Origin of the sequence: Thermocaproicibacter melissae (assembly GCF_024498295.1) — a bacterium.
Classification (GTDB): domain Bacteria; phylum Bacillota; class Clostridia; order Oscillospirales; family Acutalibacteraceae; genus Thermocaproicibacter; species Thermocaproicibacter melissae.
In genome coordinates, this window is the sequence record NZ_CP101827.1 from 953360 (window position 1) to 974592 (window position 21233).

18 protein-coding genes and 1 tRNA gene are annotated in these 21233 nt (G+C 47.4%); 10 read left to right on the forward strand and 9 right to left on the reverse strand.

Going from position 1 to position 21233, the window contains the following annotated elements; genetic code table 11:
* Positions 1-106 precede the first annotated feature (106 nt).
* Together NOG13_RS04725 and NOG13_RS04730 are read right to left on the reverse strand one after the other, a co-directional pair.
* On the reverse strand, positions 107-538 hold the full coding sequence (locus NOG13_RS04725; protein ID WP_283111117.1) for a hypothetical protein: 432 nt from the start codon (positions 536-538) through the stop codon (positions 107-109).
* A 127-nt stretch (positions 539-665) separates the two neighbouring features.
* Positions 666-1223 (reverse strand): DUF6512 family protein, encoded by a 558-nt coding sequence (locus NOG13_RS04730; protein WP_283111118.1) that lies wholly within the window; start codon positions 1221-1223, stop codon positions 666-668.
* Positions 1224-1593: 370 nt separating this feature from the next.
* On the opposite strand from NOG13_RS04730, the gene NOG13_RS04735 reads away from it, so the two are divergent.
* From NOG13_RS04735 to NOG13_RS04765, 7 genes are all read left to right on the forward strand, one after another.
* On the forward strand, positions 1594-2211 hold the full coding sequence (locus tag NOG13_RS04735; RefSeq protein WP_283111119.1) for a hypothetical protein: 618 nt from the start codon (positions 1594-1596) through the stop codon (positions 2209-2211).
* Complete coding sequence (gene lepB, locus NOG13_RS04740) at positions 2195-2773, forward strand: signal peptidase I (protein WP_283111120.1); 579 nt, start codon at positions 2195-2197, stop codon at positions 2771-2773. The genes NOG13_RS04735 and lepB overlap by 17 nt, the downstream gene beginning before the upstream one ends.
* A 28-nt stretch (positions 2774-2801) precedes the next feature.
* Positions 2802-4640: a hypothetical protein gene (locus NOG13_RS04745; protein ID WP_283111121.1), complete on the forward strand. Its 1839-nt coding sequence runs from the start codon at positions 2802-2804 to the stop codon at positions 4638-4640.
* 38 nt (positions 4641-4678) lie between these two features.
* The gene (locus tag NOG13_RS04750; protein ID WP_283111122.1) at positions 4679-6349 is read left to right on the forward strand and encodes a SpaH/EbpB family LPXTG-anchored major pilin; all 1671 of its coding nucleotides are present in this window, start codon (positions 4679-4681) and stop codon (positions 6347-6349) included.
* 71 nt (positions 6350-6420) lie between these two features.
* Positions 6421-7236, forward strand: a complete 816-nt coding sequence (locus NOG13_RS04755) for a class C sortase (protein WP_283111123.1) — start codon at positions 6421-6423, stop codon at positions 7234-7236.
* Positions 7233-7958, forward strand: coding sequence for a class C sortase (locus tag NOG13_RS04760; RefSeq protein WP_283111124.1), 726 nt, complete (start codon positions 7233-7235; stop codon positions 7956-7958). Before NOG13_RS04755 ends, NOG13_RS04760 begins: the two co-directional genes overlap by 4 nt.
* A 73-nt stretch (positions 7959-8031) precedes the next feature.
* Positions 8032-9141, forward strand: a complete 1110-nt coding sequence (locus tag NOG13_RS04765; protein WP_283111125.1) for a SpaA isopeptide-forming pilin-related protein — start codon at positions 8032-8034, stop codon at positions 9139-9141.
* Between the two features lie 78 nt (positions 9142-9219).
* On the opposite strand, the gene NOG13_RS04770 is transcribed toward NOG13_RS04765, so the two are convergent.
* Together NOG13_RS04770 and NOG13_RS04775 are read right to left on the reverse strand one after the other, a co-directional pair.
* Complete coding sequence (locus NOG13_RS04770; protein ID WP_283111126.1) at positions 9220-10332, reverse strand: SLC13 family permease; 1113 nt, start codon at positions 10330-10332, stop codon at positions 9220-9222.
* 255 nt (positions 10333-10587) lie between these two features.
* Positions 10588-11319: a MerR family transcriptional regulator gene (locus NOG13_RS04775; protein WP_283111127.1), complete on the reverse strand. Its 732-nt coding sequence runs from the start codon at positions 11317-11319 to the stop codon at positions 10588-10590.
* Between the two features lie 159 nt (positions 11320-11478).
* Here NOG13_RS04775 and NOG13_RS04780 point away from each other — a divergent pair, with 159 nt between their 5' ends.
* On the forward strand, positions 11479-12666 hold the full coding sequence (locus NOG13_RS04780; RefSeq protein WP_135661204.1) for an IS256 family transposase: 1188 nt from the start codon (positions 11479-11481) through the stop codon (positions 12664-12666).
* 165 nt (positions 12667-12831) lie between these two features.
* Here NOG13_RS04780 and NOG13_RS04785 read toward each other — a convergent pair whose 3' ends face one another.
* The 3 genes from NOG13_RS04785 to NOG13_RS04795 form a co-directional block, all read right to left on the reverse strand.
* A complete protein-coding gene (locus NOG13_RS04785; protein WP_283111128.1) occupies positions 12832-13755 on the reverse strand; it encodes a 3'-5' exonuclease in 924 nt (307 codons plus the stop codon).
* Positions 13756-13763: 8 nt separating this feature from the next.
* Entirely contained in the window at positions 13764-15584 is a 1821-nt protein-coding gene (typA, locus tag NOG13_RS04790) for a translational GTPase TypA (protein ID WP_283111129.1), read from the reverse strand.
* A 435-nt stretch (positions 15585-16019) separates the two neighbouring features.
* Positions 16020-16095: transfer RNA gene (locus NOG13_RS04795), tRNA-Gly, on the reverse strand.
* A gap of 234 nt (positions 16096-16329) precedes the next feature.
* On the opposite strand from NOG13_RS04795, the gene NOG13_RS04800 reads away from it, so the two are divergent.
* Both NOG13_RS04800 and NOG13_RS04805 read left to right on the forward strand, forming a co-directional pair.
* Positions 16330-17364 carry a DnaD domain protein gene (locus tag NOG13_RS04800; RefSeq protein ID WP_283111130.1) on the forward strand — a complete coding sequence of 345 codons (1035 nt, stop codon included), beginning with the start codon at positions 16330-16332 and terminating at the stop codon, positions 17362-17364.
* Between the two features lie 7 nt (positions 17365-17371).
* Positions 17372-18376, forward strand: a complete 1005-nt coding sequence (locus NOG13_RS04805) for an ATP-binding protein (RefSeq protein ID WP_283109453.1) — start codon at positions 17372-17374, stop codon at positions 18374-18376.
* Between the two features lie 81 nt (positions 18377-18457).
* Here NOG13_RS04805 and NOG13_RS04810 read toward each other — a convergent pair whose 3' ends face one another.
* Together NOG13_RS04810 and prfB are read right to left on the reverse strand one after the other, a co-directional pair.
* Complete coding sequence (locus NOG13_RS04810; protein WP_283109454.1) at positions 18458-19879, reverse strand: IS1182 family transposase; 1422 nt, start codon at positions 19877-19879, stop codon at positions 18458-18460.
* 113 nt (positions 19880-19992) lie between these two features.
* Positions 19993-21126 (reverse strand): peptide chain release factor 2, encoded by a 1134-nt coding sequence (gene prfB, locus NOG13_RS04815; RefSeq protein WP_283109455.1) that lies wholly within the window; start codon positions 21124-21126, stop codon positions 19993-19995.
* Positions 21127-21233 lie beyond the last annotated feature (107 nt).

The window sequence follows — 21233 nt, forward strand, 5'->3', positions numbered from 1 at the left end:
TTCTTTAAAAAACAGCCACGGAAGAACTAAGTTTTAACTGAGTTCTTCCGTGGTTGTTTTAATTTCAGCTGTAATTTTCATTTTGGAGGTTTACTTCCCCATGCGCTCACAAGAAAGGTCTTAACTGTACGGACAGCTGCTCTTCCGAATGAATCAGCTTCTGCGCGATATCTTTCGCCTGCTGGTCTGCCGCTTTATATTGGTTTAAATAACGGCTCAGAGATTTTACGCCCATATTGCAACCTTCCACAATTAAATCCGCCGCTGTATTATCCGTTGGATTCATCATCAGTTTGGCATTGGTTTTCATCCACGACATTCCCTTTGCGATGGGATTCGGTTCTTCCTCGGCGTCATGATACTCATTCAGCAAACGATGGATTTCATTTCCCAGCTGTTCATGCTCATGCTTACAATTCAATAACAACTGCTCCATGTCTTTATTTCTCACTTTGGGCAAAACCTCGTCGATAGAACCTACCGCCATCTTTGTGCCCGCGTTACATTCATTAAGCAGCTTTATGGTATCGTCATTCATTTATAATAATCAACTCCTTATCAACGTCAGCAATAGTATAACCATAAAGCAAAGCACTATGAAAAGAATGCGGAGATTTTGATTTTTAGGAAAAATTCAGCAAAAACAAATAAAAAACAAATATCAGTTATGATTTCGGGCGGGCAGACGTCTTTTGCGGCACGCCATAAACCTTGTGAATCGGATCCAAAAACAGCGGAATATGCGGAGGGTAATAAGTGAACACAGCAAAACTCACAATCAGCACCATTGCAACAATTAATGCCACACACTGAGTGGCAGAACCGGCATCGGATTGGCTGATAATTTGCCAGCTGTAAGCAAAAGCTGCCCAAACGCCAAAAAAGTACGCCAGAATATCCGCCCACAGAAAATGCCGCCCCGTAATTCCTGTATAGGTGTAGAAGATTATTAGAATTGTTATCATTCCGTAAACGGCTCCAATCACCTTGCCGGCAATGAAATTCGGGAACTGGTTCCCCACAGCGAAATATTCAACCGCGCTATAAAGCAACATCGGTACAAATAGCATTTTTAGATGTTCCCAAACACTTTCATTGACCGGGCTGAACAGCCCAACGATTTTATTTTGGTTTGTACACTTGTAAACAAAGTGCAGCAATGTACCAAACAGTATGACAAAACCGATACCTACCATTTCCCAACAATCAAAACTGTTTCCCATTGAAAGCACCTCCTCCGCTGAATTGTATGCACAGGAGCGTTATTTCAAAAACCACTTCACAGAACGAAAATGCTCGTCCGCCGACGCTTACACCCAAAAGAATTGATGGAAGGAGTAATTTCGTCCAAACTTTTGGCGCATTTGTTTTCAAAATTGTGAATAAGAATCAAAATGATTGTGCCGACAAGATTTGCTGAAATTTTTACCTCGAAATCGGTAAACTGGGACATGTTTGGAATAAATTGGAAGTAATGTGCTGTAAGGATTTGTCGAATTTGCAAATGTCATGCCGACGAAAAACTTTGGTTCAAGCCGCGAAAATCAGCTGACAGGCCGGCAGAAGGACAACAAAAAGATGGGTGAGAGAAAAATGAGTGATCTTCAGACGTTTGTAAAAAATCTGAATCTCAAAAAAGCTGCTTTCGGTGGATTTGAAACAGAAGCTGTATATGCTGCTATGAGAGAATTAACCGCTATTTACCTCGATGAAATCACGCAGCTTCGTGAAGAAAAAGCGCAGCTTGAAAACGATTATGAAGCTGCTACCAAACAACTTAGCAAGGCCAACAGTGAGATACATAAGCTGCAATACCAACTGGAAGAGGCACAGAAAAGCCAGTCTCAATGCGCACAGAAATTCAAAGCCTTTTCCCTTGCCATTGACGCTTTGAATGCGGAGAAAGAAGGAATTCTCAATAAAGCAAAGCAAGAGGCCGACGGAATCATCGCCAAAGCAACGGAAAAATGCAGATTGGCAAATGAAGAATATCTTGCCCAGAAACGTCAAATGGAACGAATTTCCACAAATATTTCAAACATCAAACAGAAGTTCGGCACGACTTTAGACAATGCACATTCCCTCTTATCCAATTTGCTTTCGGTGGTAGAAGAGGTGCAGAACAGCGAAATTGAACAGCAATGCGACGAAGCAAATGAACAAATTAAAAAAGCGGCGGGAAGTATCAAGCAAAATGAATGCTGTGAATAACACAACCGCATTGGAAGAAGACAAACTCCTGCAATTTTTTGATTGGCACATTGCGGAAGAACGCCAGAAGAAAATGAGGCACTGTTTGTATCGCGACCTGGCGATAACGGCAGCTGTCATTTTCTTATTATTCAAGATAATTGCCGGCATTGCAATTGTGCGCGGAGACTCTATGGAACCGACACTGACGGACGGAAGTCTTGTGCTGTTTTATCGGCTCGGCCATACATACAAAAGAAACGACATCGTAATATTCCGGTCCGGCAACGGAAATTTGCTCATCAAGCGCGTTGTGGGCATAACCGGAGACAAAATTGAAATTGACGACAAAACGGGGACGCTTTTGGTGAATGGGACCAGCCCCAAAGAACTTGCCAAAGGCAAAACATATACGAGAGACAGCGGCATCAAATATCCGTTTACCGTGCCTGAAAACTGCGTTTTTGTTTTAGGCGACAACCGCGAGGCTGCACTGGATTCACGCAGCCTCGGCGCGATAGAAACCAACAACCTGCTCGGAAAAGTGTTTTTTGAAGTTCGGATTTTGGGCGGGAGCACATAAGCGCTGCAAAGGAAGGAGAAATGGCAGAGTGAATTCACTGAAACGGGTTATCGCCTCCACGCTGGTGACAGCAATCTCGCTGATGTTCTTCATCGTTTTTCCTCATGCTGAAACGGTGGACACGAACTCAAGCGGCAGCAGTGCTGAACAGGAAACTTCTCAGATTTTGCCTCCTTCCAGCGAACACACGAATTCATCTGCCGTGCAGGAGACTTTGAGCGCTCAAAGTTCCTGTCCTACGTCGTCTGCCATTTTAAGCGCTACTTCCGAGGAATCTATAAAAAGCAAAACTTCTTCCAGTGTGCAGACAGCAGCAAACAATCAGGCGAATTCTTCACAACTGTCATCCAGCTTAACATCCTCTGCAAAAGAGGCTCTCAAAAGCAGCAGTACGGCCAGCTCGATACGAGCAATTCGGCGTGCAGCGCTATCGGATACCGCAATTTCTCCGCAGACAATTACCGACGGTTTAGGCGTCGCTGCCAGCTTTAGTGTCTTTGCCCGTAAATTCACTCTGAACTGTGACATGGAAGGAAATTTAGCTGTTGAGACATTTGCCGCCACAGCCGGAAATATCGGCAATTCGATGAATATTTACACGCCAACGCAGGGCAACCCCCTCACGTTCGATTTGAAAATTTCCATCAGCGGCATTGCAAAGAAAAATTATCAGGTCGGCATTTACACGGACGCCGCCGCGAAAAATTTATTCCAAAAAGTCTCCCTTACAGCAGATTCGGAAGGTAAAGCGACGAAAACAATCTCCGGACTGGATTCCAAAACCGTGTACTATGTTTATCTTCTGGACAACAGCGGAAACCCGATTTTTGGAAGCGGTTCTTCGCAGCAAGGAATCACTGGCGGAGGAAGCGTGATTTACAGCAGCAACGACAATTATATTCAGACGCTGACCGACCCTGATAACGGCCCGAAACTCCCGATTGGTTGGGAAATCTGCCGAAGAATCCAGTCGGGCTCTACGATAATCCCGCAAAGCATTACGTTTGGCGGCAGATATCTTCTGTACAACAAACATGCGGCAAATATTGTTTACCAAACGAGCGGAGACGGAACCTATACTCTCTACGACCCAAGCAAAAAGCAAAACGTAATTGACACAATCGGCGGCGGAACGGAGAACGCCGTTTTTATCAAAAATGAATTCCCGTTCGATTTTGACGATGTCTTTGCAAGTTTATCCTCCCTCTCCACAACGCTCGCAGGAGCACAGGACAGCGGAACCATGCGTGTTATCAATGTCGCGCCGTCCGGCAATGGCAGCAACGCGCTACGGGATGCGCTGCTGAAAGCCCTGCGTGTTCATGACGAAAATTACCTAGCAAATACCGGCATTAGCTTAAATAACGGCCAATATCTGGTGGTGAACGTCAACTGCGGAAGGAATACATCCGTTACCATTCCATATTGCCGCATTGGGAACGTCACCATCGACACGGACGGCGGCTGGAATGAGATCGCCAGCCGAATCATCTGGAATTTTTACGGTGAGGGCAGCTCTCTTACCGTAAATGCACCGTTTGGTGCGCTTGGAACCATATTGGCGCCATCGGCAACGGTAAAATACGGTTCTACGATGGTCGGCGCAATTTACGCGGATACCGTCTACAACAACACCGGCGAGATTCACAAAATGATATTCCGCCCGACGCAGAAAGTCACCCGGAGCGTCAGTTTTACCGACCAGTGCACCCCGGCCGTGACTCTTCCTGAAACAGGCGGCCCCGGAGCCGGCATATTTTATCTGACAGGCGGAGGGATTGTTTTCGTCGCAGCAGAAATCATCGTTTTTCTGCTAAACGGGAAACTAAGTCCAAAAACGAAAATGAGGGCTTCCTCGCCCAAATGAGTAGTTTAAATAAAAACTGGAAAAGAAAGGTGAGGCTTATGAAAATTATCAAACGATCGGGGGCAATTCTGCTTTCGTTGCTGTTCGTTTTCTGGATCGTCCCCGTAAACGCACAGGACGCAAAGAATTACATCCCCTCGACTGATCAGCCGAGTGTGAGCGACAGTTCCATTAAGCAAGGCACACTGACCATTACGAAAAAAGGTTCCACCTCAACATTTGTACTCTACAAACTTTTCAGCATGTCATGTGCGAATGGGTCAGACACCTATACGTATTCTTCGGACGACACCAATTTTAAGGGATACTTTTCGCAACCTTCTGCTCCAAAAGTAAGTGATATTAAAAATTACACCGCAGCCCAAATGACCTCCTTCACAAAGGACTTACATAATTACATCGCCGGCGCCGATAAGGTCATCGGCACTGCGGACGATGTGGTTCAACCGGATAGCACACTAAAATTGAGCGCCTCGGGTACTGTTACCGAAGATACCCTCTGCTCCGGAACGGCCACACTTGACCTTGGCTATTATCTCGTGATTGAAACGAGTACCACCGGTGCAAGAATCGCTTCGGACGACTTTGTCGTTTCCGTACCGTCGGTCGTAATCGACAGCAGCGGCAATAAGGCGTGGAACTATCATGTAACTGCCGCGTGCAAAGACAGCACGGTTACGTTCAACAAAAAAATCGTCGAGGGAGAAAAACGCGTTAGCAGCACAACAAAGAATATCGGCGATATCGTTGATTATGAAATCCTTGCCGACGTACCGAAATACGACGCTTCTGTTCCCGATGATACTGTCAAGTACGAACTCAGCGATACTATGTGCGACGGGCTCACGTTTGACAGAGACAGCCTTGTCATTCTGGGTATCAATGACGACGATAGTACAACAACACTGACATCGGGCTATACCGTGGAATCCCCGACAGCTTCCACAACTTTTACGATTAACTTTACATATGCGCAAATTAAAAACTATAAAGCCATCAAGGTTCTTTACAGTGCGAGGTTGAATGAGAAAGCCGCCATCGGTCAACAAGGAAACGACAATACAGGTGAACTCATCTACACAAACAACCCCAACAAATCGGAGCATCATGAAACTCGCAAAACATACGTTTACACCTTCGGAATTAATCTTTTGAAGGTGGATTCCGAATCCCAGAACACACGCCTTGACGGTGCAACCTTTGAACTATTAGGCGCAGATGGCACTACGCCGCTTGCCGTTTATACCTACGATTCCTCCGACCCAACCAAGAGTGTTATTCCACTTGATTCTGCAAACCCGTCCGTCACGACCCAGAAAGGCGGCTCTGCGTACTTCTTGGGTGTTAAAGACGGAACCTATTATATTCATGAAATCAGTGCGCCAAGCGGATACCAGCTCCTTTCCGGAGATATTGCAGTAACCATTAAAGCCTTAACTGGAGCGGACGGTCAGCCGAACGGCGACTTCACCTGCACTTACACCCTCCCCGACGGAACAAGCAAGACGGCGAACTACACCCAGACCTCAAGCGGTCCGATTCTGAAAATCCTTGCGACTTTCATGGTGCCGAACACGAAGGGCTTTACTCTCCCCGGCACCGGCGGAATGGGTACGAAGATTTTCACCCTGAGCGGTATTGGAATCGTTGTACTCGGCGGTGTTATGGGTCTGCTGTACTTCAGAAAAAAAGAGAAAATCGGAATGTGAATAAAAAATTTGCCGCAGGGGAATAAACACTCCCCTGCGGTATTCTCGAGCAATTTTGGAGGCACAGGACGGTGAAAAAAAACCTGCCTATCATCGCAATCGGATGTGTACTGCTTCTTGGCGTTTGCGTGATGCTGTATCCGGTTGTCAGCTCGTTCCTATCGAAAATGGCACAGTCTGCGACCATTTCAAACTATCAGCGTGCCGTTGAAAATTTAAGCAACAAGGAAATTGAAAAGCTGAAAGCGGAGGCTATAAAATACAACGAATCGCTTTCCGGCACAGTTCCATCCGATCCGTTTGCAGATGAAAGAGGCAGCGAGATCAGCAATTTCAAACTTTTAGAAACTGGTGAAGTCATCGGTTACATTGAAATTCCGAAGATAGATGTTTACCTCCCCATTTACCACGGGACTACGAAAGAAATTCTACAAAAGGGCGTCGGGCACTTAAAAAACTCTTCTCTTCCCATCGGCGGAAAGAGTACGCATGCGGTACTTTCCGCCCATCGGGGGCTCCCTTCGGCGACGCTGTTTACCAACCTCGACCAGCTCGAAAAAAACGATGTGTTTTATATTCATATCTTAGATGAGGTTCTGGCGTACAAAGTAGACCAGATTAAGGTAGTTGACCCTGAGAATACCGCCGACCTTATGATTCAGAACGGGAAAGATTACGTCACGCTTGTGACCTGCACCCCCTACGGAATCAATACGCAGAGGTTGTTGGTACGGGGTGAACGGACCGAATACACGGCTCCCGAAAAGCAGGCTCAGCCGGCTCTTGCGCTGGCCGAGGAAGCTAACGTGGTACCCCCTGTTTTTCTGATTCTTCTTATTTTCCCCATCGTGTTTCTCGTCTGGAAGAAAAGAGGAGCCGGAAAGTGAAAGCAAGCAGTTATACGTTGACGATACTCTCCGCTGTTTTCATCTTGGCCGGTGCAGCCATATACGTCTGCCCCACGGTTGCTAGTCTTCTCAGCAGGCAACACACGGAACAGGAAGAAAAAACTTTTCAGGAAAAAATACAATCTTTGCAGGCAAAAACATCAGAGTGCTCCTTGAAGAACAGTACTCTTGAAAAATTGCTGCAGCGTGCAGAAAGTTACAATAAACAGCTTTATCTCGACGGACAAAAGGATTTGAAAGACCCGTTTTCTTATGAGGTAAGTAGTATTGATCTTTCTGAATACGGGATTGCGGACAATTTATTCGGATTTCTCGAAATTCCGAAAATAAATGTGAAACTCGGCATTTATCTGGGCGCTACCTCGGCGAACATGGCGAAGGGCGCAGCCCATTTGACGCAAACTTCCCTTCCGATTGGCGGCATCAACACAAACTCCGTGATTGCTGCGCATCGCGGCACGAGACATCAGGATATGTTTCTGCACATCGACCAGCTGAAACCGGGAGACAAAGTGATTATCACAAACCCGTGGAAAACGCTGATTTACCGCGTAACCACTACGGAAATCATTGCTCCCAATGCGATTGAGAAAGTATTGATTCAACCGGGCAGAGATATGGTAACGCTCATCAGCTGCAATCCGTATGGAAAGAGCACACAGCGTTATGTGGTCTATTGCGACCGTGTGCAGAGCGGTTAGCTGGATTTTGGAAAATCAATTGCCATCGGCCGTGAGCTGATTGGCAGAACTTGCAAAGAAAGGGCGGCAAGCTATGAAGGCACTGCTGAAATGGAAAAAGGCGTGGAGCATAGCCGTATCAGTTGCTTTGCTGGTATCTTCCGTGTCGCTCCCGGCATTTGCTTCTTCTGTAATTGATCGGAACCGACTCGGCTCCATTACCATTAATCTATCCGCCGCCGATTTCGGTGGAACGGAATCTCCCGCCGGAGTGCGATTTTCTATCTATCAAGTCGCCGCGCTTTCGGATTCCGGAAAATACTATTTGACGAATGATTTTTTAGGCTCCGGTCTTGCGCTTGAAAAGCTGTCAACCGCCTATGAAGCTTCCGCCGCATCAAAGGAATTGGAAAATTATGTTTCGTCAAAAAATATCAGCGGTATTACAGCGTCAACCGACGCAAACGGCACCGTATCGTTTCATAATCTTGCTTTAGGATACTATCTCGTCTTGCAATCATACGATTCGAGCAACCCAAATTTCGGCATTATCAGTGACCCCTTTCTGGTTGCCGTTCCGATGAAAAGCGAACGTGACGGCAGCCTGATTTACGATATTGTTACGAACTCAAAATGCGAGCCTGTCTGCGGTGCGGTGATACTTCAAAAAGTCAACGACGAAGGCCAATTTCTCCCGAACGCGGTTTTTCGTCTGGAAAAGAAGGTATATACTTCAGAAAGCATACCGTCAGGCGTTGAAAGCGGCCACGACAGCAAAGGGACTTATTACTGGAAGAACATGATTTTCTCCCTGACCACAAATCGCTTCGGTCAGCTGGCGGTGAACGGACTTTCTTTTGGAGAGTACCGATTTATTGAAACCTCCTCGCCCGACGGATATATTCTTGACCCAACGCCACACGAGTTTCGGATCAATCAAAGAGGCTCAGCAGCCCTCATAAATGGGAAATATGAGGCCGCTTCTGGTTCCGTACAAACAATTACGGTACATAATCGCAGTACTCCGCCATCCAGTTCGGTACCACCGGCGTCGTCTTCCACATCGAGTTCCGGATTCAATTTTCCAAAAACAGGCGGCAGCATCTTTTATGCGGTCTGTACGTTGGTCGGAGCAATTTTAATGGCAGGCGGTGCCACGCTGTTTGTAATATCAAAAAAGAAAAAGACAATGTTTAAACCATGAAAAGGCGCTTCGGCTAGCGAACAGAACAATACATAACAAAAGTCCGCAGGGAAAACTGCGGACTTTTTCTAATATCAATCAGCCTGCCAGAAGTTCGTAAAGGTAGATAGCTAAACCAAGCAGAATAAGAGTGGCAAAATTCACAATAAGGAATACTTTCATGTATTTTCCGCCCGCATATTTTTGAGCGTATATCTTATAGGATATCATGCTAGCTAGAGAGGCAACCGGCGTACCGAGGCCTCCGATGGCAACACCGTACAGCAATTCGCGGTAATGAGGCGTGAAACCGGAAATCAGAACCGCTGTGGGCACATTGCTTAGCACCTGCGATATCAACGCGGAATCCGCAAGAACGGCGGCTTTGCTGTTCAGCATTGCGGAAAGAACCGTCTTAACCATTGGAATACCCGTAACACTGTCCGTGAACAGGAAGAACAGTACGAACGTACCCAGAAGGAAATAATCAACACTTAGAAAGAATCCGGGACGATATACAACAAAAAACGCCACAGCCGCAACAAAAGGAATCCAGCTGTTCAACACCCGCAGGACAGAGAGAATATTCAAAACATAGACAGCAAGTGCGCCCCAGAAAAGAATCGGATCCGTTATTTGAAAAATTGCAGAAGTATGATATTGGTGATTGGAACGGTTCAGGGAAAAATTCAACAAAATAATGAGTGCAACGCCGAACACAAAAAGCGGGAGCATGATGCGGAAAAAGTCCGCCGCAGTCATGTTATAATACGAATATAAATAGAGATTTTGCGGATTGCCGAACGGCGTTAGCGAGGAAAAAATATTGGCCGAAATCGTTTCAAGAATGATAAGAATAAAGGGGTCTTCCCCCTCTTTTTCGGCAATCAAAATCGTAATGGGAACGACGGTGAGCAATGCAACGTCATTGGTTACCAGCATGGAAAGGAAACCGGTTACCGCAGTCAGCGCAAGGCTAAGAGAACGCTGCGTGTGAAAATACGCGGTTGAGATGCCCGCAACAGACGTTAAGAAATGGCATTTTTCAAATGCTGTGCGAACCAGCATGAGAGAAAACAACGTTGTAATCACATTCCAATTGATGGAGGACAGCTGAGGCCTTGAAAAAAATGACATGACTGCCGTTAAAACGAGCATCGCCGTAAAAAGCGGCTCTTTCGCTAGTGTTTTTATGAGATTTGTTTTACTCATTCCCTATGTATCATTTCCTTAAATTCTTAATACTTCCGGAAACGTGTATTTCCTGTAAAAATCAAATTGCTGCCAAATGCAAACTAGGATAGGCAGCACAAGATATTATTATAGCACAAATGGATAAAGCGGCAATAGCATATCGATGCGCGGTTTGAAAGAAAAATAGACGACGTAATCGGAGAAATATGGTAATTAATTAACACTAGAATATAAAAAAGCCGCCGCCAAATAATTAGCGGCGGCTTAACCTTTTCATTTTCCAGTATTATAGATTTCTATGGCTTTAGCAGCAAATTCAGCCGTTCCTTCCCCTCCTGCTTGATTGATATTCTTGCGGAAACGCTCATCTCCAATATACATTTGTCCAAGCCCCGCTAAAATCTGCGGCGTGCAGGTGTAAAAGTTATCGGTAATGAACTGCTGCAGTTCCTTAACAAGGGCCTGTGCTTCATCAGAAGATGGGTTTTGGTGTTTCACTTTGCCGAACTTTGCAAATATTGCCATTAGCCCTTGTGCTGCGTTTTCTTTTCTGTCCTCGGGCTGGTGTTCGGCACGGCTGACGTATTCTTTGTAAGCATCCGTGCCGCCCCATCTTTCCTTGGCTTCCTCTGCGTACCGGTCATACTCCGAATGATCAAAAGCCGAAAAATCCACTTTGTTTCCCCCATTTCGTTCAAGTTTGCGGGCGAATGCAATCAGACGGTCAAGGTGCTCTCTCTGCAGTTCAAGTAGACGAATCTGGTCTTTGAGCGCAGCCATCTGGTCAAAGTCCGGTTGATCCACCATCTTTTTGATGTCTTTGAGCGGGAACCGCAGCTCCCTGAACAGCAGAATAGTCTGAAGCCGTCGTAAGGCTGATTCATCGTAAAGCCGATACCCCGCGGGCGTTACCTTTGTGGGCTTCAGGAGACCGATTGCATCATAATGGTGTAAGGTCCGGACACTTACACCGGCGATTTTGCTGACCTCGTGTACCGTTTTCATCTTTTGCATCCCCCTTGCCCTAAATAATAAGGTATGACGTTACGTCAGAGTCAAGTGATAGAGTACAATAAAGTTCGCAATTTCGAGAAGGTATAGAAAAGCCATTGGGACTCCTTTAAAATGAATGGTGTCAAGACATTCAAAAAGGAGTTGGTCCCAATGACTCAAGGAAAGAATAACACAGATCTTACGGAATTGCTACTGAAATGTATGGCGGAGCCCGACCCGATGCTCAGTATGCTGGAATGGCTCTGCGCTCAACTGATGGAGGCGGAGGTTTCCGGCCTTGTGGGGGCGGAAAAGAATGCGCACAATCCGTCTCGAAGTGACTACCGCTGCGGATATCGTCCCCGGAGGCTGGATACTCGCGTAGGGACGATGTATCTCATGGTGCCAAAGCTGCGCAGCCATGGATATATCCCGTTCTTTGTCACTGAACGCAAACGCAGCGAGGCGGCGCTGGTACAGGTTATTCAGGAGGCATTCGTGCAGGGCGTGTCCACACGGAAGATGGAAAAGTTGGCTCACAGTCTGGGGATAGAGAACCTCTCCCGCAGTCAGGTCAGTGAGATGACAAAAGGGCTCAATGAACAGGTACAGGAATTTCGCAACCGTTCTCTGACGGATACTCGTTATCCTGTCATTTGGACGGATGCCCTGTACGAAAAAGTCCGTATGGATGGCCGTGTCGTCAGCATGGCGGTGATGGTTGTCTGCGGCGTCAACGAGCAAGGGCACAGGGACATTCTCGCCGTGGAGCCGATGCTGGACGAATCCAAAGAGAGCTATTCCCAGTTGTTTCAAAGTCTTTTGGATCGCGGCTTGAAAACACCGCTGCTGGTGGTTTCCGATGCGAACAAAGGGCTGATTGCCGCCATCCGAGAAAGTTTTCCCGGCGCATCCTGGCAACGCTGCAAAGTGCATTTCATGCGAAATATTCTGGCCCATATACCGCAGAAAGAAAAAGAATCCTTTGCGGTCCAACTGAAAGAAATCTGGCTGGCGCCTTCCGTCCAATTAGCGCGACAGCGCGCAAAACAGTTGTCGGAGCAATATGGGAAGCGGTTTCCCAAAGCAATCGAGCTTCTGGAAGACGGGCTGGAGGACTCACTGGCTTTCTATGCATTCCCCGAGCTTGATGCCCGTAAAATCTCATCGACCAATATGCTGGAACGGCTGAACAAGGAAATCCGGCGCAGAACCAACGTCGTCGGGATATTCCCAAACAAAGATTCCTATCTGCGGTTGGTTACAACATATCTCATGGAATACGCTGAAGACTGGTCCGTTTCCAGAGCATATTTGAATCCCAAATCGATTCAGACACTTCTGCTAAGCGCAGCTTAATTCATTTCGTGGAGTCCCCAAATTGCGAACTTCTCTTGACATAGCCAGTCAAGTGTTTTTTATAATTTATAGCCAGCTGCTTATAAAAAAGCTGTTACGGCTCGTTCCATTCATAAAACTGGCCGTAACAGCTTCTAATTATTATGCTCTGTGTATGAGTCTGCGCTATGCTTTGGATGTCCCTTTTGGAGAATCTTCATAATTTGCTGGGCTGCTTTTAGAATCCGCGGCGCCGCTTTCATCTTGCTTCTCTTGCACAGGGGTGATTTTCTTTTTCACGGAAAGCCCTTCATATTTCAGCTTAAACTGTACTCTTCCGTAAAATTCGGTGCCGCAATGTTTGCAGCGGAATACAGCGCGGAAGCTTTTATTACGGAGCTGCCACTCGCTGATTCTCCTCGCTCGTCTGCCGCAGTTAACACAATAAAAGGCAAGGTGCTGCGGGCGAATCAACGGATGACTAAGATCGCAGATTGTAGAAGTTCGGAACTCCATTCTGTTATAGAATTCATCGGAACGTGCATCCTGAATGAACGGCTTTAAAGTCTGCGGGGTGTATATCTTCCTCAGGCACGCAAGAGTGAGCAAGCTGTCGCCGAGGGCCCTGTGGTGGTCGAACTCGTTCTCGTCAACATGGAGGAGCGCCGCCGCTGTGCTCAGGCCCATCTGCTGACCGGATTTTTCCGTTTCCAGCATAGATTCACAATATTTCTGTAGGTCGACATATCGGCTCAGAAACGGAATTCTGCCGTTTCCGCAGAAATACCTGCAATTTTCAATTAACGTGAGAATATCCGAGGTGCCCCACGTCATAACGACAGCATCGCGCGCCCATTTTGAGAATTTGCTCACAGCCTGCATAAAAAGCAAGCCGTCCTCAAGGTCCTCATCCGTGATGCTCGTAAGGGTACTGACTTCCCCGCTTATTTTTTTGCCGACCTGTGGGCGGATTAGGACATCGAAGGTATCAAGGATATTTAAATCTTCATCGACGAGTACTGCGCCGAACTCAATAATCTCATTGATGAAGCGCTTGATGCGCTTGCTGTAAGCCCCGTTCCACTCAAGGTCAAGTACTACAAAATTCATAAAATCGCTTATTTCATTCGTGCAGCAAGCTTCATGCGTTGTTCTTTATTCAGGATTTTCTTGCGCATGCGGATGCTCTTCGGAGTTACTTCAACAAGTTCATCCGGCTTAATGAATTCGAGGCACTGCTCAAGGCTCATTTCGCTTGCAGGAGTCAGCTTTAGCGCCTCATCGGAACCGGCTGCACGCGTATTGGTTGCATGTTTCTTCTTGCAGACATTGACGGTAATATCGTCTGACTTCGGGCTGACTCCGACGATCATCCCCTCGTAGACTTCGGTACCGGGTCCAATGAACAATCTGCCGCGGTCCTGCGCATAGAACAAGCCATAGCCGGTTGCTTCACCGGTTTCATGAGCAATCAGCGAACCGGAGGAACGGGTGGTGATGTCACCCTTGTACGGTTCATAGCAGTCGAAGACATTATTCATGATGCCGTTGCCGTTGGTATCCGTTAGGAATTCCTGGCGATAGCCCAACAAACCGCGCGCAGGAATCTTGAATTCAAGGTGCGTAACGCCCGTGTTGCGTGTACCCATATTCTGAAGCTCAGCTTTGCGGGCACCGAGTTTTTCCATGACGATACCGACATAGGAATCCGGAACTTCAATCATCAGAAGTTCAATCGGTTCACATTTCTTACCGTCGATTTCCTTATAAATAACCGTCGGGCTGGAAACCTGGAACTCGTAGCCCTCACGGCGCATCTCCTCAATCAGAATAGAAAGATGCAGCTCACCGCGGCCGGATACTTTAAATGTATCGGTGGAATCTGTTTCTTCGACACGCAAAGCCACATTGGTTTCAATCTCTTTGAACAGGCGGTCGCGAAGATTGCGAGAAGTGACATATTTTCCTTCTCTACCGGCAAACGGGCTGTCGTTAACCATAAACAGCATCGACACGGTCGGTTCATCAATCTTGACGAACGGAAGCGGTTCAATGCAATCCGGCGCGCAGATGGTTTCGCCGATATTCAGTCCGGTTACGCCGGAAACAGCGACAATATCGCCAAGTTTTGCTTCTTCGACCTCTACGCGCTTTAATCCCTCGAACTGATAGAGCTTTGTAACTTTGGCATTGTTCGTGGTTCCGTCACGATGGCAGATAACAGCGCTATCGCCGACATGAACGCTGCCGCGCTCAACCCTGCCGATGCCGATGCGGCCGATATAATCATCGTAGTCAATGTTGGAGAACAGAACCTGCATCGGGCCGTTCAAAACACCCTGCGGCGCAGGAATGTACTTCAGAATTGCTTCAAACAGAGGCCTCATATCGGTTCCGGGTACATTCGGATCCTCAGTCGCATAGCCGTCGCGGCCGGAAGCGTAAATAACAGGGAACTCCAGCTGATCTTCATTTGCGCCTAATTCGATGAACAGATCAATGACCTCATCGACAACTTCTTTCGGCCTTGCACCGGGGCGGTCGATTTTATTGATGACAACTAGGGGCTTTTTACCGAGGCTGAGCGCTTTCTTCAAGACAAAACGCGTCTGCGGCATGCAGCCTTCAAAGGCATCGACAAGCAAAAGAACCCCGTCCACCATCGTCAGGATGCGTTCCACTTCCCCGCCGAAATCGGCGTGGCCGGGCGTGTCAACAATATTGATTTTCACATCTTTGTAGTGGACCGCTGTATTTTTGGCAAGAATGGTAATTCCGCGTTCTCTCTCCAGCGCGTTGGAATCCATCACGCGCTCTTCGACGACCTCGTTGGACCGGAACACTCCGCTCTGACGGAGCAACTGGTCAACAAGGGTAGTTTTGCCATGGTCGACATGCGCGATGATGGCTACGTTTCTCAAATCATTTCTGACATCCATGCAGTTTATCCCTCTTCTATTTGAACTGGTTTCAAGCGGCCAGTTGGAAACCGCCTTCCTTTTACAAAAAGCGTAATTTTTATTATAACATATATTATACGAAATTACAAAACTCGCAAAGAAAAACACCCGAAAACCTCCGGGTGCCTCATTGCGAACCGATATGGCTGCTTTTGTGAGCTTTTGCTATGTCCTTTCCTGCACAGCCTTCCGAATGATGACAACCAGACTGCTGCCGCACAGAAAACAATTCAGCGAAATAAAGATTTTATATAATTGTACCGTATATCACAGGAAATTACAATATGAGGATTTGATGAATAAGGATTCGACGAGAAAGAAATTTTTCACTGTTTTGACGTCATAAGCAGAGTCCTTTCCAGCAATAGCCGTATAGCCCACAAAACAAAAAAGCCGGTTAAAAAACCGGCTTACTGGAGCGAACGACGGGGCTCGAACCCGCTACCTCCACCTTGGCAAGGTGGCGCTCTACCAGATGAGCTACGTTCGCATATTTGCTTTTTGCAACGCTCAGCGACTCGTCCATTATAACCGCATTTCGTCGTTTTGTCAAGCACCTTTTTCACTCTTTTTAGCTCCGGGCAGCAAACAGCAGGAAGCCGCTGCCTTCTGCAATTTCCGGGCAGAGATTTCTTCCGATTCTGACACATTTTTTGTATTTTACTCTTTTCACCGCTATGCTATAATAACAGCAAAGATTACTTGATCCGGAAAGAGTGAAGTTATGAGTTTTACCATTAATCTCGGTGTTTGGAACTCTGTTTTTGCTGTTCCCTGCTCCGTTGTGGATAACAACATCAAGCTGGCAGGTTCCGTGCAGTTGAAAGTTCTGCTTTGGGTTCTCCGCCACGCCGGGGAAACGATTGAAGCAGAGGATATCGCACACGCACTCGGGATTGACTGTGCAGATGTGAAAGATGCCTTGCTTTACTGGCAGGAAACCGGCGTCATCGTTTCACGCGACAATGTTATTACGCCTTCTCCTGCTCCGGAAGCGACAAAACCTGTTGAAAAAGACGTTCCGTTCCAGCCGGAAATGAAAACTGCGGAGACATCCCCAGAACGCCCCAAGCGCGTGTTATCGCGTCCTCAAAAGCCGGACAGTGCTTTTGTGGCAAAGAGGATGGAAGAATCGGAGGAAATTGCCTGCCTGATGCAGACAGCGCAGGAAATTTTGGGGCGGCTGATTTCAAGCGGAGAATCTGCAACGCTGCTTATGATTCACGACGATTTTGGGCTTCCTTCCGATGTCATCATCATGCTGATGCAGTATGCCGTGAGCATCGGCAAGGGAAATATGCGCTACATAGAGAAAGTTGCCATGAACTGGGCCGACGAGGGAATTACGACGCATGAAAAGGCCGAGGAACGACTTCGCCTCCTTTCTGAGGAACAGAAGGCTTGGCGAATCGTGGAACAAGCCATTGGCATTCCGCACCGAGCACCCTCTAAGCGTGAGGAAGAATTCGCTCCTATCTGGGTAAACCGATGGAAATTTTCCCCCGAGATGATTCGAGAAGCCTATGACCGAACGATTGACGGAGCTGGAAAATACCAAACCGCCTACATGAACAGTATTCTGGAGCGGTGGTACAAAGCCGGAATCAAGACGCCGAAACAGGCAGCCGATGAACGGATGGAACGAAACACTGCGGTATCCGGAAAAACAAAAGGCACGAAATCGGAGCAGAAAAAACAGTACAGCTTCGATATTGATGAATACGAACGGACAAGCATCTACGACAACATGAAGAGGTGAAAGGACATTGGGGTACGGCAGAGAGATTTATGCGGCAGCGGAAAATAAGCTCCGAGAGCGCCGCCGGCGTGCAGAAGAAGAAGCAGAAAAGCGCAGGCAGGCTTTTTACCGCGCCTGCCCCCGTGCGGAAGAGATTGAACGCACGCTGTGCAGCACTTCCGTCAGCGCCGCAAAAGCCGTTCTGAGCGGAAAAAACGCCGCGCAAGCGCTGACAGCACTGAAAGAAAAGAACCTGAGTCTCCAGAAAGAACTAAAAGAACTGATGCAGGCTCATGGAATATCAAGTCTAGAACCGAACTACCACTGCCCCGTCTGCCGAGACACCGGCTATGTTGACGGATTAATGTGTTCCTGCATGAAGGAGCTGCTCCGCACGGAATCCTACCAGCGGCTGAACGCTTTGACGCCGCTGTCTCTTTCTACGTTCGAGAGCTTTTCTTTGAATTATTATTCCGACGAACCGCAGGAAGGCCGCCCAAGCGACCGAAGCATCATGCGGAATACGCTGCAATACTGCATCAACTACGCGCGCCAATTCAGCCTGAAATCCCCAAATGTCATTATGACGGGAAACACCGGACTTGGGAAAACCCACCTTTCGCTCGCCATTGCCAACGTGGCGATTCAGAAGGGATACGGCGTTGTTTACTCCTCCGTTAGCAATCTCGTTACCAAGCTCGAAAACGAACACTTTGGACGGGATAACGACACGGAGGCTATGGACTCCCTGCAAAGCTGCGACCTTCTGATTCTCGATGACCTCGGGACGGAATTCCGCAATTCGTTTTCCACTTCCGCTATTTACAGCATCATCAATTCCCGCCTGCTGTTGGAAAAACCGACTATCATCAGCACAAACCTCACAACAAAGGAAATGGCTGACTTTTATTCCGAGCGCTTTGCCTCCCGAATCATTGGCAGCTACGACCGCATTGCATTCGTGGGACGGGATATTCGCCAGCAGAAGGCTTTGACGGAACGCGGCAAGCATCTTCCGGAACAAAAGGACTGAAAGTATCAGATAAAATTACATAAAGAAAAGGGACAGCAAACGCTGTCCCTTTCAGATTGTCGAAGAACCCATCCAACGCGGTTAAACGAAGGATGGGTTCTCTTGATAATATGCAGGATAGGAAAATAAGCAAAGTAAAATCAATAAAAACCCGGAGGGATGGCCATCCCTCCATTTCCACATTGCCAGCTTTTTGAGATTCATGGCAGCAAACTTAAGCTTAACCCAATTCGTCACTTGAGTTAAGCCCCGGTAGAGCGTGTACCGCATCCCATATTTCACTTTTGCATCGGCGAAGACACGCTCAATGGTTTCTTTTCGTTTTTTGTAAAGCTCTTTGTATTTCGGTGTGTGCCTGATATCTTCCGCAAGCTCCACATAATCCTGCCACACATGCCGCGTTACGGTTTTCGTACAGCTTTTACTCTCGGTGCAGCGAGAACGGAATGGACATTTTTCGCAGATGTAACTCCGGCTTTTGTATTCCCGGTATCCCTCACGGTTGGTTGTTGCATAATGCAGAACCTGATATTCCGGGCAGATCACACAGTCATAATATTCGTCGTATACATACTTCCACCATTCCAGATTTCCTGCTTTGGTCATTGGCCGCTTGTATGCTGTGGAAAGTACCCGCCCGTCGTCAAACACCCGTTTACAGATATGCGGCGTTTTGTATGCGGCGTCCGCCACCACCGTTTCAATTTCAGGAAACCGTTGAGTCACTTTGCCATAGACCGCGTCAAATGCTACACTGTCATGTACGTTTCCCGGAGTCACCTCAACGTCAAGGACAAAATTGTGTTTGTCGCAGGCCGTATGTGCTTCGTAGGCAAAGCACTTCTTGTGTTCTCCCTTTTGGAACAACCCGCTTTCCGGGTCTGTTTTGGACACCATGATTTCTTTTTCCTTCGGCGGTTTCGGAGTACTGTCGAATGGCTTCTTCCCATGATCTTCCCGGTCAGCGTTAACCTCTTCCATTAATTCTGAGGCATATCGCTTTGCCGCCTGAGGAACTGCCTTTTTGATCTTTTTGTTGATGTTGGCGTTTGCTTTGATATGCGTCCCATCCACAAATACTGCTTCCGGCTCCAAATATCCGGCGTAATTTGCCTCCTGCAAAATCCACGAAAACACCTGCTCCACGGTTTCCTCTGTGAACCGGTGCTTAAAATTGTAACTCACAGTGGAGAAATGCGGCAGCTCCTCGTTCAGTGTATATCCCAGAAACCACCGATACGCGATATTCATATTGATTTCCTGCATCGTCCGGCGTAAAGAGGGAATTCCGTACAGATGCTGGATCAGAACAATCTTAAACAGGACGACCGGGTCCACACTAGGACGACCGTTGCCCTCACAATACAAATCTTCTACAAAATCATAAATATGGCTAAAATCTACCGCGCTGTCAATCTTTCGCAGCAGATGATTTCCCGGCACCAATAGGTCTGTATTCACAAATTCCACTGCATCTCTGCGTAGTTTTTCCCGTTCCAGCATCTTTCATCACCTGTCTATATTTTACCATTTTACAACGAAAAAGCCCAGCTTTCACTGGACTTTTTCGACAGGCTGAAAGGGACAGCAAACGCTGTCCCTTTGTAATTTGGCTATTAAGCGCCCTGGGGTTGTTTTTTGATTTCTCCCTGACTTTGCATTTTCAGGTATGCGTTGATGAAGCCGTCCAAGTCGCCGTCCATGACGGCATCAATGTTGCCGTTCTCGTAGCCGGTACGGTGGTCTTTCACCAACGTGTACGGCATGAAAACATAAGAACGAATTTGACTGCCCCATGCAATTTCTTTCTGGACGCCCTTGATGTCTTCAATGCGCTCGAGATGTTCGCGCTCCTTAATTTCCATCAATTTCGATTTCAGCATGCGCATAGCGACTTCACGGTTCTGGTATTGGCTGCGCTCCACCTGACACGAAACAACGATTCCGGTCGGGATATGCGTCAGACGAACAGCCGAAGACGTCTTATTAACCTTCTGGCCGCCGGCGCCACTGGAACGGAATACATCCATTTTAATATCAGCCGGGTCTATTTCCACGTCAATGGTATCGTCAATTTCTGGTATAACTTCCAGCGAAGCAAAGGAAGTGTGCCTACGGCCCGAGGCATCGAACGGAGAGATACGAACAAGACGGTGAACGCCGGCCTCGCTCTTCATGAACCCATAGGCATTCTCCCCTTCCAGAAGAATGCTTGCACTCTTAATGCCCGCTTCTTCGCCTTCGAGCAAATCCAATGTCTTTACGGTAAATCCATGGCGTTCACCCCAGCGGTTGTACATGCGGTAAAGCATCATGGCCCAATCCTGCGCTTCGGTGCCGCCTGCGCCCGCGTGAAAGGTCAAAATGGCGTTTTTGGAATCATATTCTCCCGTAAGGAGAGTTGTCAAGCGCTGACTTTCAAGCTCTTTGCGGAAATTTTCAAATTCTTCCTGGGCCTGCGGAAGAAGCGATAAATCGCCTTCCTCATCAGCAAGCTCAATCAGGGTGAGAAGATCATCGTAAGCACTGCACAGCTTCTCATATTTCTCGATTTTATTTTTTAACGAACTGGAACGCTGCAGTACTTTCTGCGACCGCTCCATGTCATCCCAGAAATCCGGCGCTGTTGCCTTCTGGTCTAGCTCCATGATTTCTTTCCGCATGGCATCGAGACCAAGCGCTTCCGCCAGGTCTCTGAGCTCAGGCTCAAGCCCTTGGAGCGAGAGTTTCAGTTCTTCAAATTGAAGCATATCATCATCCTTCAGTCGAGTTACTCTGAAGTTTAATTATAAGATAATCTGTATGCAAAGTCAAAAAAATTTCAGAGGCCTTTTTTACGGCATGATTCGCCCGCGGC